Annotated in this window: 14 protein-coding genes; 11 read left to right on the plus strand and 3 right to left on the minus strand. The window is 31.4% G+C overall.

The features are described from left to right. Nucleotides 1–4: 4 nt before the first annotated feature. Both P8F83_RS21740 and P8F83_RS21745 read left to right on the plus strand, forming a co-directional pair. The gene (locus tag P8F83_RS21740) at nucleotides 5–952 is read left to right on the plus strand and encodes a LysR family transcriptional regulator (protein WP_326512641.1); all 948 of its coding nucleotides are present in this window, start codon (nucleotides 5–7) and stop codon (nucleotides 950–952) included. Further along, complete coding sequence (locus P8F83_RS21745; RefSeq protein ID WP_326512642.1) at nucleotides 945–1880, plus strand: FAD:protein FMN transferase; 936 nt, start codon at nucleotides 945–947, stop codon at nucleotides 1878–1880. Before P8F83_RS21740 ends, P8F83_RS21745 begins: the two co-directional genes overlap by 8 nt. A 177-nt stretch (nucleotides 1881–2057) precedes the next feature. Here P8F83_RS21745 and leuD read toward each other — a convergent pair whose 3' ends face one another. Beyond that, complete coding sequence (gene leuD, locus P8F83_RS21750) at nucleotides 2058–2669, minus strand: 3-isopropylmalate dehydratase small subunit (protein WP_326512643.1); 612 nt, start codon at nucleotides 2667–2669, stop codon at nucleotides 2058–2060. Nucleotides 2670–2682: 13 nt separating this feature from the next. After that, nucleotides 2683–4083, minus strand: coding sequence for a 3-isopropylmalate dehydratase large subunit (leuC, locus tag P8F83_RS21755; protein ID WP_326512644.1), 1401 nt, complete (start codon nucleotides 4081–4083; stop codon nucleotides 2683–2685). 111 nt (nucleotides 4084–4194) lie between these two features. On the opposite strand from leuC, the gene P8F83_RS21760 reads away from it, so the two are divergent. The 5 genes from P8F83_RS21760 (at nucleotide 4195) to purE (ending at nucleotide 10085) form a co-directional block, all read left to right on the plus strand. After that, nucleotides 4195–5073: a LysR family transcriptional regulator gene (locus P8F83_RS21760; protein WP_073019351.1), complete on the plus strand. Its 879-nt coding sequence runs from the start codon at nucleotides 4195–4197 to the stop codon at nucleotides 5071–5073. 108 nt (nucleotides 5074–5181) lie between these two features. Next, the gene (locus tag P8F83_RS21765; RefSeq protein ID WP_326512645.1) at nucleotides 5182–6969 is read left to right on the plus strand and encodes a PAS domain-containing protein; all 1788 of its coding nucleotides are present in this window, start codon (nucleotides 5182–5184) and stop codon (nucleotides 6967–6969) included. Between the two features lie 136 nt (nucleotides 6970–7105). After that, nucleotides 7106–8260: a GGDEF domain-containing protein gene (locus P8F83_RS21770; protein WP_326512646.1), complete on the plus strand. Its 1155-nt coding sequence runs from the start codon at nucleotides 7106–7108 to the stop codon at nucleotides 8258–8260. Between the two features lie 141 nt (nucleotides 8261–8401). Then, on the plus strand, nucleotides 8402–9565 hold the full coding sequence (locus P8F83_RS21775; RefSeq protein WP_326512647.1) for a 5-(carboxyamino)imidazole ribonucleotide synthase: 1164 nt from the start codon (nucleotides 8402–8404) through the stop codon (nucleotides 9563–9565). Between the two features lie 25 nt (nucleotides 9566–9590). Continuing rightward, the gene (gene purE / locus P8F83_RS21780) at nucleotides 9591–10085 is read left to right on the plus strand and encodes a 5-(carboxyamino)imidazole ribonucleotide mutase (protein ID WP_238902136.1); all 495 of its coding nucleotides are present in this window, start codon (nucleotides 9591–9593) and stop codon (nucleotides 10083–10085) included. A 48-nt stretch (nucleotides 10086–10133) separates the two neighbouring features. Here purE and P8F83_RS21785 read toward each other — a convergent pair whose 3' ends face one another. Further along, nucleotides 10134–10526: a pyridoxamine 5'-phosphate oxidase family protein gene (locus P8F83_RS21785; RefSeq protein ID WP_326512648.1), complete on the minus strand. Its 393-nt coding sequence runs from the start codon at nucleotides 10524–10526 to the stop codon at nucleotides 10134–10136. Nucleotides 10527–10654: 128 nt separating this feature from the next. Between P8F83_RS21785 and P8F83_RS21790 the strand changes: the two genes are divergently transcribed. The 4 genes from P8F83_RS21790 to P8F83_RS21805 all read left to right on the plus strand — a co-directional run bounded on the left by P8F83_RS21790 (nucleotide 10655) and on the right by P8F83_RS21805 (nucleotide 15958). Beyond that, nucleotides 10655–10999, plus strand: coding sequence for a winged helix-turn-helix transcriptional regulator (locus tag P8F83_RS21790; RefSeq protein ID WP_326512649.1), 345 nt, complete (start codon nucleotides 10655–10657; stop codon nucleotides 10997–10999). Between the two features lie 356 nt (nucleotides 11000–11355). Continuing rightward, the gene (locus P8F83_RS21795; protein ID WP_326512650.1) at nucleotides 11356–13074 is read left to right on the plus strand and encodes a methyl-accepting chemotaxis protein; all 1719 of its coding nucleotides are present in this window, start codon (nucleotides 11356–11358) and stop codon (nucleotides 13072–13074) included. After that, nucleotides 13074–13967 carry a radical SAM protein gene (locus P8F83_RS21800; protein WP_326512651.1) on the plus strand — a complete coding sequence of 298 codons (894 nt, stop codon included), beginning with the start codon at nucleotides 13074–13076 and terminating at the stop codon, nucleotides 13965–13967. Before P8F83_RS21795 ends, P8F83_RS21800 begins: the two co-directional genes overlap by 1 nt. 188 nt (nucleotides 13968–14155) lie before the next feature. Further along, entirely contained in the window at nucleotides 14156–15958 is a 1803-nt protein-coding gene (locus tag P8F83_RS21805; protein WP_326512652.1) for an exosporium protein, read from the plus strand. The last annotated feature ends 119 nt before the right edge of the window (nucleotides 15959–16077 follow it).

Genomic DNA, 16077 nt, shown 5'->3' on the forward strand with positions numbered 1-16077 from the left:
TGAAATGTCAAAAGGCTATCCTCAGGATATTTTGTATTATATTGATGCTATTTTAAAGTACAGTAATTATGGAAAAGCTGCTAAATCACTTTATATTTCTCAACCGTATTTAACTCAGGTTATTAAAAGGGTAGAAGAGCAGTTAAACTGTGAGCTTATAAGCCGTAGTAAACTTCCATATCGTTTAACTGAGCAGGGGAAGATATATTATCAATATTTAACTTCAATAGAAAATAACTATGCAAAACTACTTAGGGAAATATCAGATGTGTCAGATATAGGTAGTAAGGTTATAAAGATAGGAGTGCTTCCTAGTCTTGGAACCTACCTTTTACCTCTCTTTTTAGCAAAATTTTCAGGTATGCATCCAAACTATAGAGTAGAGCTTTCGGAGGCTTTACCAGATAAAAATGAGAAACTTACTCAAAATGGTGAGTTGGATTTTTGGATTGGACAAAATTCAAGAAATATTTCTCCAAACTTAAATTCAGTTAGCTGGGGAAAACACGGATACCGTGCTATTATTCCACGCTCTTGCGATTTATATCAGAAAGATGTAGCCATTATTCCAGAAGGGACTATGGACATAAGCAAGATATTGAGTCAAAAGATGATACTTACTTCTAAGGGTTCTGCAATAAGAAAACAGATAGATCAGCTATTAAGTGTTTATAAGGTAGAGCCCAAAATAATAATGGAAAGTACAGAGATTTATACTATACGTAATCTTGCAATGAGTAATTTGGGAGTGACTTTTATACCAGAAAGTGTCTATGTAAAGGAGAGCCCCTCTGAATATAATATATATCAGGTTCCTATGGATGAGTTGAGCATAGATTATTTTATTGCATATCTAAGTGAAAGAAAAATTACGAGTATTGATAAAGACCTTATAGATGCATTTCTAACTCATGGGCAGAATAGTTTTAATATAGGAGAACAAAATGGATGAGTATACAAAGATTATATATCTAATGGGAACAAAAATAACTCTTTATATAAAGGGAAAAGATGCTGAAAAACTAGCTGAAAAAGCTTGTGATATGCTTATTCATTATGAAGAAGTTTTTAGCGCTAATAGCGATAACTCACAGCTTGGGATGCTTAAAAAAGCAGCTGCACTAGCTCCACAAAAAGTGGATGAGGAGCTGTATGAGTTGATAAATATAGGGAAAAAACATAGTTTATCTGAAAGTACATATTTAAATATAGCAATAGGCCCGTTGATAAAATTATGGAGAATAGGTTTTGAGGAGGCACATGTGCCAGACAAAGAGTCTATAAAAAAGGTATTAGAACTTTTAAGACCTGAGAATATACAACTAGATGATGAAGAAAAGAGTGTCTATTTACTAAAAGAAGGCATGGAGATAGACCTTGGAGCCATAGCTAAGGGGTATTTTGCTGATAAAGTTATGGAATTTTTTAAGGAAAATGGAGCTAGTTCAGCTATGGTAGATATGGGAGGTAATGTTCTTGTTTTTGGAGAATCACCATCTGAAGGTGGTGACTGGAAAGTAGGAATACAAAATCCCTTTTTGCCAAGAGGAAATGCGGTAGCACTTGTTAAAATAAGAAATCAATCCGTTGTAACCTCAGGGATATATGAGAGAGTACTAGAAAAAAAAGGAAGTAAATATCACCATATATTTGATAGTAGAACAGGATATCCAATAGAAAGTAACGTAGCATCTTTAACTATTATTGCTGATAAATCCGTGGACTGCGATATATATACTACACAATTGTTTGGGTTGGATGCTGTATCAATTATACGTAGAGTTAATAGAATTAATAATATGGGTGCGGTTGTAATAACTGTGGATGGAAACTTAGCCTACACAAATAATCTTAAGGGAAAGATATATCCGATAACTTAAAACTTATAATATTTATACCTATTGGTATTTTAGGAGTTTTGTTTAATATATATCTTTTATTTAAGGGAAAAGATAAAAGAGAAAAATAAAAAAAAGCCTTGCAGAAGGATTTAATAAAATTATTCTGCAAGGCTTTTTAATAGAGTTATTTTATCTTCTAAGAAGATTGCTTTTTACTTAAATTATTGCTGCTGTTTTATTAGTATTATGTGTTGCTTCAAATTTAGAGATATCTTCTTCTTTTAATAGAGTAAGACTTATATCGTCATATCCATTTAGAAGTTTAGTTCTTTTAAAATCTTCTACATCAAAGCTAAATTCTAATCCTGTATTATCTTTTACCTTTTTTTCTTCTAAATCTATCTCTATTTTATAACCTTCGATAGTTTCAGTTTTTTGAAATAAGGCTTCTATTTCTTCAGAAGAAAGTTTTACAGGAAGTATTCCGTTATTGAAGCAGTTATTATAAAAAATATCTGCAAAGCTTGAAGCTATGATAGCTTTAAAGCCATAATCTTCTAATGCCCAAGGTGCATGTTCTCTAGAAGAACCGCAACCAAAGTTTGCTCTTGAAAGTAGGATAGAAGCTCTTTTATATTTAGGAAGATTTAGAACGAAATCTTCAATATCTTTTCCTTCTTCATCAAATCTAAATTCATAAAATAGGAATTTACCAAAGCCGCTTCTTTCAATTCTCTTTAAAAATTGTTTTGGAATTATAGCATCTGTATCTACGTTTGATCTATCTAAAGGAGCTACGATTCCAATATGTTTTACAAATGGTTCCATAAAATAATCCTCCTTATAGTAAATCTCTTACATCTACAAAATGTCCATATATTGCAGCCGCAGCTGCCATTTCTGGAGAAACTAAATGAGTTCTTCCACCACGGCCTTGACGACCTTCAAAATTTCTATTTGAGGTTGAAGCACATCTATCTCCTGGTTTTAATACATCAGGATTCATAGCTAAACACATACTACATCCCGGTTCTCTCCACTCGAAACCTGCTTCTATAAAGATCTTATCAAGACCTTCTTTTTCTGCTTGAGCTTTAACTCTTACTGAACCTGGAACAACTAGTGCTGTAACCTTTGGAGAAACTTTGCGACCTTGTGCTATTTTTGCAGCAGCTCTTAGGTCTTCAATTCTTCCATTAGTACAAGAACCTATAAATGCATAGTTTATTTCTATATCTTTCATAGGAGTACCAGGGGTAAGGTTCATATATTCTAAAGCCTTTTCTGTAGACTTTTGTTTATCTAAATCGTTAAAATCCTTTGGTGAAGGTACTAAATCATTAATTCCTGCTCCCATTCCTGGACTTGTTCCCCAAGTTACCTGTGGTTCTAAGGTATCTAAGTCAAATTCAAGAACTGTGTCAAACTCAGCATCTTCATCAGAGCATAAAGTTTTCCATTCTTCTACAGCTTTTTCGAAAGCTTCATCTTTTGGAGCATAGTCTTTATTTCTTAAGTATTCAAAAGTAACTTCATCAGGTTGGAATAAACCAGATCTTGCTCCTGCCTCTATAGCCATGTTACAAATAGTCATTCTTTGCTCCATAGTAGTTGTCTTAAGAGTCTCTCCAGTAAATTCAATAACATATCCTGTTCCAAAGTCTGTTCCATATTTACTTATAATTCCAAGAATTAAATCCTTAGCTGTAATTCCAGATTTAAAGGAACCTTTAACTTCGATTTTCATAGTTTTAGATTTTTTTTGAGGTAAACATTGAGTTGCAAGTACATGTTCAACTTCGCTTGTACCAATACCAAAGGCTAAGGCACCGAAAGCACCATGAGTTGCAGTATGACTATCACCACAAACAATTGTATTACCAGGTAAAGTAAGTCCAATTTCTGGCCCCATAACATGAACAACTCCCTGATTAGGACTATTTAAATCAAACAATGTAACTTTAAAATCTTCACAGTTTTTACTAAGTGTATCCATTTGCTGTTTAGAAATAGGATCTTTAATATTGTATCTATCTAAAGTAGGTACATTATGGTCCATAGTAGCAAATGATAAATCAGGTCTTCTTATTTTTCTGCCTGCCAGTCTTAAACCTTCAAAAGCTTGAGGTGAAGTTACCTCATGAATTAAATGAAGGTCTATATAGATTAAGCTTTGTCCGCCTTCCCCAAGACTAACTAAATGCTTATCCCAAATTTTTTCGTATAATGTTTTTTTAGCCATTAAAAAAGCCCCCTTTTTTTAGCTGACTTATTGCTTATAGTAATTTTATAACATTTAGGTTTATAATTGAAATATATATTAATTATGTTTGGTATAACTGGAGGTTATATAATGGAAAGCAATTTAGAATTATATAGAGTTTTTTATAAGGTAGCAAAGTGTGGAAACATATCTTTAGCAGCTGAAGAACTATTTATAAGTCAGCCAGCAGTAAGTAAGTCTATAAAAAAGCTAGAAGATGTGTTAGGAATAACTATGTTCTCCAGAAATTCTAGAGGGGTTAAGCTTACAAAAGAAGGAGAAGTCTTTTATAAATATGTAGAAAGAGCTTTAAATGAAATTTCTTTAGGGGAAACTGTTTTGGATAAATTTAAGATGAAGGAACAAGGAAGCATAAAAATAGGGGTAAGTACTACTATATGCAAGCATTTTGTTATACCTAAGCTTAAAAATTTTATAAAAGAATATCCTAATATAGAGATAAAGTTTATAAATAAGACTACCTTAGAAACCTTGAAGCTTCTTAAATATGGAGAAGTTGATATTTGCTTTGTAAGTGAACCTCCAGAAGAAGATTTCTTTAATTATATAAATTTAGTTGAAATTCAAGATATATTTGTAGCTAACAAGGAATACCTAGATTCATTAAATATTGAAAATATAAATGATATTTTTAATGTTGGGACTCTGATGTTTTTAGAAAAAGATAATATAACAAGGAAATTTATAGATAAGTATTTAAGTAATAATAATATATTTGTTCAGCCAGAAATTGAGATAAGTAATATGGATTTATTAGTGGAGTTTTCTAAAATAGGTTTAGGTATAACTGCTGTTATAAAAGACTTTACACTTAAGGAATTAGGTAGTGGAGAACTTGTGGAGATTCCAATAACTCCTCCTATACCTAAAAGAAGCATAGGAATGGCTTATCATAAGAGCATACCATTATCTATAGCGGCTAAAACTTTTTTAAAATATTTCCTATAAGCGTAACAATGGTTACAGAGTTAAGTTTAAGTAAGTGCTATCATTATATTAATGATATTGATTATCAATTAAAATTTATATAATTATTAATGTAATGGGAGGTACACCATGAAAAAAGATATTAACTATGTAACTATAGACGGCAGAGGAGAACATGACTCTTTTAGAGATTGTGTAACTAAAGCTATTAAGGAATTAAAACCAAATGAAGGAATACATGTAATTAAGGATTTTGAACCTTTTCCTATGTATAAAATGATGGAGGAAAAAGGGTTTGATAAGTTTGTAGAAAAAGTAAGTGATGAAGAGTATCATGCTTATTTTTATCCGATTGATAAATTAGAAAAGATAAAAATGACAGAGAATCTAGATATAGATGAGGATAAGATTAATAAAATAATTGAGATAAAATTAGATTATATAAAGGGTAATATATCTATAGAAGAAGCAAAGAAAACTATGAAAGATTCTTTTGAAAAGATTACTGCTCAAGAGTTTGCTATATGCGAGCAATATCTTCAAAAGTATGGAATATCAGATGATTTATTAGCAGAAAGAATGGATGAGATATTAGAGATTTTTGATGGAATATTAGTAAGTGAGAAACTTGATTTACCATCAGGTCATCCTGTTAAAACTTATCTAGATGAGATTTCAGCTATAAGAGAAGTTTTAAGTAAAATGAAAAAACAGTTAGGCAAGAAGTTTATCAAAAATCAATGGTTAGAGTTATATGATAAACTAGCGAAAATAAGCATTCATTTTTCTAGAAAACAAAATCAATTATTCCCAGCGTTAGAGAGTAAGGGATTTGATAAACCATCAAAAGTAATGTGGACTTTAGATAATAATACTAAAGAAATAATAAGAAAATCTAGAGGCCTTTTAGAGGAAGATAAGGATCAGGAATTTTTAAAGCTTCAAGAAGAAGTAATGGAAATGGTTGAGGACATGATGGTTAAGGAAGAAGAGATATTACTTCCAACTTCAATGGACTTACTTTCAGATGAAGACTTTGTGAAGATGAGAAAAGGTGATGATGAAATTGGATATTGTCTAATTAAAACACCAGCACCTTATGGAAATAAGGAGGGTAATGTTATGAGTAATCTAAATGGAAGCAATGAAAATGACTTTATGAAGGATATGGCGGCAGTACTTCAAAAGCATGGCATGCTTAATTCTTCATCTAAAAATGATGTTTTAGATGTTGCTCAAGGAAAACTTACTCTTAGTCAGATAAATTTAATTTTTAAACATCTTCAAGTTGATCTATCTTATGTTGATGAAAATGAAATAGTTAAATTCTATAGTGATACTAAACATAGAGTATTCCCAAGAAGTGCAGGGGTCATAGGTAGAGAGGTACAGAACTGTCATCCTAGAGAAAGTGTTCATATGGTTGAGGAGATCATAAGAGCCTTTAGAGAAGGGGAACAGGATGAAGCTGAATTCTGGCTAGAGATTAATGGAAAGTTCATATATATTATTTATAATGCAGTAAGAGATGAAGAAGGTAACTTCAAAGGCGTATTAGAAATGATGCAGGATGTTACTAAGATAAGAAGCTTAACTGGAACTCAAAGACTTTTATCTTGGACTAATGAAGGCACAAAGAAAAAGGAAGATAGTGAATCCTATATTAAGGAAGAAGAACTTCCAGAGAATGAATATGGAATAACAAAAGATAGTAATATAGGGGAGATAGTAAAGAAATATCCATATATAAAGAATTTTTTAGTTAATCTTTCTCCTAAATTCAGTAAACTTAAGAATCCAATACTTTTTAAAACAATGTCTTCAATGGCAACAATAGAAATGATAGCTCAAAGAGGGGACTTCGAAACGAAAGATCTTTTAGAAAAGATAGTAACTGAAATAGATAAAAACAAATAGAATAAGAAAATATAAAAACATCTAGGTTCTTAGGGAGAGGCTTAGGTGTTTTTTGCATTAAGTAGTTTCCATTGTATTAAAAAATTCATAGTAATATAATAGTAATTAAAATACATAAAATGGAGAATAATTGCGAATGAATATAGCAATGGATTTAAGTCAAAAAGAAGAACGAGAAATTAGAAAATCAATAGCGATTACTAATATGAAGAGGCTTGTGATAGGTCTAACTATAACAGCTCTTATGGAGATATTTATAATTATATTTCATGATTTACCAGGCATAAGATCTTCAGAAAGTACAGATAAGTGGATATATACTTCATACCTAATATTACATGGAATTATTTCAGTGCTGGGATTATATTTTGCAGTATATTTTAGAATAGTAACTAAAGGAGAACTAGCTAGAAGTATAAGTTTTTATGAAAATTGTGTCTACTTTATTTTAGGAATTATTTTGCTAAGTATAACTTTAATTACAGGCTTAGATCAATTTACTACCGGTCAGATAGTGGCCTTTGGGGTTAATATAATCTATAGTGGATTAGTTATTATTATAAAAAAGCCTTACAATAATATAATGTACATAACCTGTTTTTTAACCTTTATCATAGAGATGATAGTATTTCAGAAAGATAAAAACATATTATTCTCTCACCTAATGAATGGAGCATTTTTCTTTGTTTCTGCGTATTTTCTAGCTAAATTTGTATATAACAATCAAGTTTCTCACTTACATAAAAATATGAAACTTGAAGAAAGCAACAAAAAACTTCAATACTTATCTAATTATGATTTATTAACAGAAATACCTAATAGGAGATATTTTAAAGAACAGTTAGAAAAGGTCCTAATAGATAAGTATAATACTTGTAAATCATACATAGTTGTTATGGATATTGATTTTTTTAAAAAGATAAATGATAAATATGGACATCCGGTAGGAGATGAAATATTGAAGCAGTTTGCAAAACTAGTAGAAGAAAATATTACTTCTGATGATTTGGTTGCTAGATTTGGAGGAGAAGAATTTATAATATTTATTTCCAATATGGAGAAGGAAAACATTGAAGAAAGAGTAGACTCATTGAGAAAAGTTATTGAGAAGAATGAGTTTAAGGTAGGGGATACTATAATTAAGATAACCTCAAGTTTTGGGATATCTATTCTTGAAGGAGCTGGAGAATTAAATTTTGAAAAAGCCTACAGATTTGCAGATGAGGCTCTATATAACGCTAAAGAAAGTGGAAGAAATAAAATACACCTAGTTAAGAATTATAACACTTAAATCACAAACAACATTCGTATATATACGAATGTTGTTTTAATAAACTTCTATAATTATTGTATTAATTAATTTTCCATGTTAAAATTAAGATGAATTGTAACGGAATTTATTAATTATGTTTAAATATGAAAGGAATAGTTTATGATTAACGAAGATTTTATTTCAAAAAGAGTTGGAATAATAGGCGGTGGTCAATTAGGAAAGATGATGATAAATGAAGCCGCTAAAATGGGGATTTTCACAGCTATACTTGACCCATCAGAAGACTGTCCTGCTAGTTGTTTAGCAAATGAAAAGATTGTAGCAAGTTTTGATGATAAAGAGGCACTATTAGAACTGGCAAAAAAGGTAGATGTTTTAACCTGTGAGTTTGAACACATATCAACAGAAGCTTTAAAAGAGCTAGAAGAAAAAGGGTATAATGTTTATCCTAAATCTAGCAGTTTAAAAATAATTCAAAACAAATATAATCAGAAAAAAGAACTTCAAAAATACAATATTCCATTAGGGGATTTTATAGAGATTAAAAAAGTTCACGATATAGAATTAGCACTAGAAAAGTTTGGATATCCAGCTATGCTGAAAAGTGCATTAGGAGGGTATGACGGAAAAGGAAATAGTCTTATAAAAACGAAAGAGGACATAATTAAAGCATTTACAGAATTAAAGGGCGATATTATGCCACTATATCTTGAAAAATATATTCCTTACGTAAAAGAGATATCAGTTTTATGTTGTATAGGTAGAGATAAAGAAATAGCTATATATCCAGTAGCAGAAAATGTACATAAAGACAGCATATTATTTGAAACTTCAGTACCAGCTTCTATAAGTAGTAGTGTGGAAGAAAAAGCTAAAAATATAGCTAGAGAAGTGTGCAAGATTTTTGATACTGCAGGCATCTTGTGTATTGAAATGTTTTTAACAGAGGATGAAGAGGTACTGGTAAATGAGGTTGCACCAAGACCTCATAATTCAGGTCATTATACAATAGAGGGATGTATAACCTCGCAGTTTGAAAATCATATAAGAGCAATAGTTGGGCTTCCTTTAGGAAAAGCTGATTTAATAATGCCAACTGTAATGAGAAATATATTAGGGGAACCAGGCTACAGTGGAGAAACTTTTGTTGAGGGAGCTTATGAAGCCTTAAAAGTTAGGGGAACCTATCTTCATGTATATGGCAAGTCAGAGACTAAGCCACATAGAAAGATGGGGCATTTAACAGCAGTTGGGGAAACTGTAGAGCAGGCTAAAGAAAAAGCTCAAGAAGCAAGTAAATACATAAAAGTTATTTCTAAATAAAGTATTAGAAAAGAGGGGAAAAGTTATGAAACCAATAGTAGGTATAATAATGGGGAGTGATTCAGACCTACCAGTAATGAGGGAAGCCGCTGAAATTTTAACACAATTTGAAGTACCTTATGAAATGACAATAGTTTCTGCTCATAGAACTCCAGATAAACTATACAGTTATTCTAAAGAAGCAAAAGACAGAGGAATAAAGGTAATTATTGCAGGCGCAGGTGGAGCAGCACACTTACCAGGAATGGTAGCAGCTATGACAGCTCTACCAGTAGTAGGAGTTCCTGTGAAAACTAGTACATTAAATGGAGTAGATTCACTATATTCAGTTGTTCAAATGCCTCCAGGAGTTCCAGTTGCAACTGTTGCAATTAATGGAGCTAAAAATGCAGGGATTTTGGCAGCCCAAATTTTAGGTACTGTTGATGAAAAAGTTTATAATGCGGTTGATAAATATAAAAAGGATTTAGAAAGTATGGTACTTAAAAAAGCTGAAGACTTAGAGAGTACAATTAAATAATTATATAAATAAAAGAACTAAGCCATACTTAGTTCTTTTATTTATATCCTATAAAGTTACTTCTTCGGTTTCTCCATTAAAAGAACAAATAGATGCAGTTCCTTCTGTAAAATAAAGAACTTCAAAAATGCCATCATCTGCTTTGTACATATTTTTTAAAGCAGGATTAGTTTCTATCATAGCTTCTTTTGCTTCTTGTCTAGAATCTACAGCTAATTCTCCAGCTAAACGAATCCATCTTCCTTTATACATTGCACTTATTTCAACCTTAGGGTTTTTTAGTATTTGTTCAAATACCTTTTTCTTGTTGTTAGTTGCAATGTAAGTTTTTCCATCAAATTCTGCTACAGCTCCAAATGGGCGTACACGAGGTTGTCCTCCTTCATTAGTTGCTAAATAAAAAGTTTTTGCATCAAAAAGAAATTGTGCTGCTATGTTCATAGTATTGCTCCTCTCAATATTATAGTATAAAATTATATTATAGAAATATATTATATTGTTTGTCTATTTATAGCAAGTACGTGTTTTTGCAATAGTAAGTATCTTATATAATACTATTAGGAGGAGAAATGGATAAAAGTTTAGAATTATTCGGAAGATGCCCTTATGTAACGGTTCAGAAAGTTTTTTCAGGAAAATGGGTTATATTAATTATTCACCATTTAGAAAAAGGAACTCTTAGGTTTGGAGAGTTAAAAAGAAAACTACCAGAAGTTACGCAAGCAACTTTGACTAAACAGTTAAGAGAGTTAGAACATTCTGGAATGATAAAAAGAAATGTATATCCAGAGGTACCTCCAAAAGTTGAATATTCTCTTACGGAAATAGGAAGAGAATTTATTAGCGTATTAGATGAATTTGAGATTTTTGGAAATAAGTACATAGAGTATATGAATAACTCAGTTTCAAAGTAGAGTTTTGTAAATCTAACAAGGAAAAGGAATAGCTTATAAACTATCTATTAGTTTATAAGCTATTCCTTTTTTTGAAAAATTTATCCATATATTTTCAGCTGACACGAAAATACAACTTTATAAATATTTTGTACGATTTATTTTAACATATTATGACATACAATACAAACTTTTATAAGAAATTATAGTATTTATTAAAAGTTTTTGTAATAAATATTTTTTTAACGATAAAAAATTGAATTATATTAAATATATTTTAATAATATTCAATATTTCACTACAAAATATTTATTTTGTGTATATCAAAATTATAAAGAGAAATTAGAGAAATAAATGTAAAAAAACAGGGAGGAAAAATGATGAAGTGGTTTAACAACTTAAAAATTGCACCAAAAATAGTATCGTTATTTATCATAGTAGCATTATTTATAGGTATAGTAGGAGCTATGGGTATAAATAGTATGGGAAAAATAAATGACAATGCAGTAAGCCTATATAGTTATAATCTTAGTGCTGTATTAAAAATTACAGATGCCGATGCAAATTTTTCTGATATTAGAACTAATTTATTAAAAATGGTATACCAAAATGATAAAAAAGAAACTAATGAGGAACTTGAGAGTCAAATAAAAACTTTATTTAGTAAAAATGATGAGTTATTAGATTATTACTCAAAAAATTTAATGAATCCAAATGAAAAAGAAACTTTTGATAAAATACAAACTAATAGAATAATTTATAAAGATGGTGTTGAAAAAGCCATAGAATATGCTAAAAAAGAAAATTATGGAGAAGCATCTAAAGCAGTTAATGATATTAGTAAGGCAAGAGCTGAAATACAGGATGGGTTTGATAAAATCATACAGATGAATATTGATGAATCGGAAGATGCAAACAATGAAAATCTTAGGATTTTTAACCTTTCAAAGATAACTGCCTTAGTTATAACAGGAGTAGGATTTGTTTTAGCTGTTATATTAGGCTTATTAATATCTTTATCAATAGCTAAAAAACTCTCTAAAGTAGTAGAGTTTGCTAAAGCATTAGGTGCAGGAGATTTAACTAAGGATATAGATGTGGATTCTAAGGATGAAATAGGTATTCTAACCGTTGAATTAAACAAAGCAAAGGATAATGTTAAAACTCTTATAAGTGAAATTATAAATGGATCATCAGAGATAAGTGCAGGAAGTGAAGAATTATCTGCAACTACAGAAGAGGTATCCAGTAAGATGGAAGTAGTAAATGAAGCCACAAATCAGATATCTAAGGGAATACAAGATCTTAGTGCAACTACTGAAGAAGTTAGTGCCTCAGCTGAAGAGATTGGTGCAACAACTAATGAATTAGCAAACAAAAGTAATGAGGCTTTTAGAGCTGTTGATCAAATAAAACAAAGAGCTGAAAAGATAAAACAAAGAGCTGAAAAAAATATTAATGACGGAAACATAATATTTAACGAAAATAAAAACAACATATTAAAAGCTATAGCTGATGGAAAAGTAGTAGAAGAGGTAAGAATAATGGCTGACTCTATAGGAGCAATAGCCGAACAAACCAATCTACTAGCGTTAAATGCTGCAATAGAAGCAGCTAGAGCAGGTGAAAAAGGAAAGGGGTTTGCTGTAGTTGCTGAAGAGGTTAGAAAATTAGCAGAGCAATCTGGTGATGCTGTAAATGGAATTCAAAGCATGGTAAAGCAGGTCCAAGATGCTTTTGAGAATTTATCTAAGAGTGGACAAGATTTCTTAGTTTATATGGAAGCAAGTGTAAGACCTAATTACGACTTACTGCTAGAAACCGGTATACAGTACGAAAAAGATGCAGAGCAAATAAATAGTATTACAAAAGAAATATCAATATCAGCAAATCAAATAAATGAAGTTATAGAGCAGGTAAATAGAGCTATTCAAAATGTATCTGCTACAGCTGAAGAGTCAGCTAATAGTACTGATGACATACTTTTAAGTATTAATGAAGTAACAGATGCAGTAATAGATGTAGCAAAGACTTCACAGGCTCAGGCTGAAGTTTCCCAAGACTTAAGTGAGTTAGCACAGAAGTTTAAAGTATAATGTTAAGAGGGTTTAGAGATAAAATGAGATATAATAATTCTAATGCATATTATGAAGGAGATTATAATCAATGTGCTTATAACAATAAAGAAGTTAATTTGAATATTTGTAGTCATTTAGAGAGATATATAACAGATATTAAAAATTTGATATTTAAGCCTAAAAGTAAAACAAAGGATTTTTTTCAATTCGATAATAAAATACAGGTTTTTCTAAATGATAATACTATTATAATTATGATTAATATTACAGATAGGTGCAGTTTGAGTTGTAATAATTGTAACATTGAGGGTAATCACATAAAAATAAATGTAGACGAAAAAGAGATTGTTAAGAATGTTAAGAATATATTAGAGTATTATTCAAATGAAATAGAAAAATATGATTTAGTTTTCTATGGAGGAGATCCACTAGTGGATTTTAATAAGATACTGTACATACATGATAATCTAGGGGAAAATTATCATATAAATATAATAACGAATGGATTTCTATTAACTGATGAAATAATAAAAGTAATAATAAATAGAGATATAAGCGTATATGTAAATTTTGATCTCGGGACTAAGAATAAAATATGTGAAAGAATCAAGGACAACTTATTAAAGTATAAAAAGAAATATGCATATAGTAACAACATTAAAATAATAACTCATTATAACTTTCATTCAAACTTAGAGAAACTAGATAAATTTTATGAAGAAAGCAAGTTACAGATTGCAATTTTAAAAGAAGATTATAGTGAGAATCTCAAATATTATGACAAAATAGAACAATCAATAATAGATAGGTATTTAGAGCAATATAGAAAACTAACTAATAAATATAAACTATATAAAAAACAGGGAAAAGAATGCTCAAGTTTTTTAAAACAATTTTTAAATTATAACTAATCAAATACTATGTCTTAATGTATATAAGTTTTTAATATGCATTAAGACATTTTTCTTTACTAAAATGATTTTAATAGACATAAAAAGTCAAAAAAATTATCACGATAAATAGTTTAAATCCATACTATAGAATGATAAGTTATTAAACTAGCTAATGACTTAATTAATTCTTATCTAGGAGGAAATGGATGAGTAATATAGCTTTACAGATAGAACGTTTGGCAGATGGAAATGTAGCATCTGGATCAAGCGTTATCTTTGACAGTGTAGTATATTCTTCAGGAAATATTAGTTACAATGCAGCAACAGGTGTAATAACATTTAATGAAGCAGGAAGATATGTACTTGATTGGTGGATAGCGGTACAGACAGCTACGACTCCAAATTCAGTTATATTTGCAGCAGTATCTTCTCAAGGCGATATATTAGAAGGAAATATGCCAATTAAAACAGGAGAAGTAGTAGGTGTTGGGATAGTAGATGTTACTGTAGCACCAGTTACTTTAAATTTAAATTATATTGGAGCAGGAACAGCAATTTTTGCATCTACCGTACCTGTAAAGGCTACTATGGTGATAATAGAGGATGATATAGTTAGTCCTACAGGAGGAGCAACAGGAGCAACCGGGGTAACAGGAACAACTGGAGCAACAGGAGCAACTGGAGTAACAGGAGCAACTGGAGCAACTGGTGAAACAGGAGCAACAGGAGCAACTGGAGCAACCGGGGTAACAGGAGCAACTGGAGTAACAGGAGCAACCGGGGTAACAGGAACAACAGGAGTAACTGGAGCAACAGGAGTAACAGGAGTAACAGGAGTAACAGGAGCAACTGGTGAAACAGGAGCAACAGGAGCAACAGGAGTAACTGGTGAAACAGGAGTAACTGGAGCAACAGGAGTGACAGGAGCAACCGGAGCAACTGGGGCAACCGGAGTAACAGGGGCTGGACTTACTGGATTAGTAGTATTTGATCCAGCAGCAGCACCAGGTTATCCAGTAGGGCAAGTAGTAACTTATAATGGAGGAACCTATATAGTTAATACTGCTCCACCTACAGGAACACCAGACACATCACCAGATTATACACCATTAGCATTACCAGGAGTAACTGGAGCGACTGGGGTAACAGGAGTAACTGGTGAAACAGGAGCAACCGGAGTAACTGGAACAACCGGAGCAACAGGAGTAACTGGTGCAACTGGGGTAACAGGAACAACTGGAACAACAGGAGCAACTGGAGTAACAGGCGCAACTGGGGTAACAGGAGCAACTGGTGAAACAGGAGTAACAGGAGCAACAGGACCAGCAGGAGCTGGACTTGACGGAATGGTGGAATTTGATCCAGCAGCAGCACCAGGTTATCCAGTAGGTCAGGTCGTAACCTATAATGGAGGAACTTATATGGTTACAAGTGCACCTCCAACTGGAACTCCAGATACTTCTTCAGATTATACAGCAATGGCATTAGCAGGAGCAACAGGAGCAACAGGAGCAACAGGAACATCTGTTTTGACAGAAGGCTTTGCAGCTTTCTTACCAACATTTGCAACATCAGCAAGTGCTCAATTAACTGGATGGACTGTTACTAATCCTTATTTTACAAGTGCAAGTTTTAATCCATCAACTGGAGTTTATACAGTTCCTGCAACTGGAAGATATTCTATAAGTGCTACAATTAATTTTGCTACAACTGCAGCAATAAGTGTATCTTTAGGCACAGGAATAAATCCATCTCTTGTAGTTAGACGAACAGCACCAACGACAACTGATTTAGTTTCAGGTTTATTTCCAATTCTTAATGTTAATATAGCATTACTACTAACTTTAAGAGCTGTATTAGGAAGTGCAACAGTAACATTAGCAGGTGAAGTTGAATTAAATGCAGGAGATAATATTGGTCTATTCTATGAAGCAAATGGCTTAACTGTATCTATAAACCTTGGAGGCGGTGCTCCAGGGACTGTATGGAGTATAAATCGATTGACTTAAAAATGAACAATAAGTAATGTTTTGCCCTCTGGTATATATTTTATAATTTAGACCAGGGGGCATTTTTATATGAAAATAAAGTTTGTAATTTTCACAATGATTTTTGGAATATACCTTTC

This window comes from Clostridium intestinale, from assembly GCF_035905475.1.
Taxonomy (GTDB): domain Bacteria; phylum Bacillota; class Clostridia; order Clostridiales; family Clostridiaceae; genus Clostridium_T; species Clostridium_T intestinale.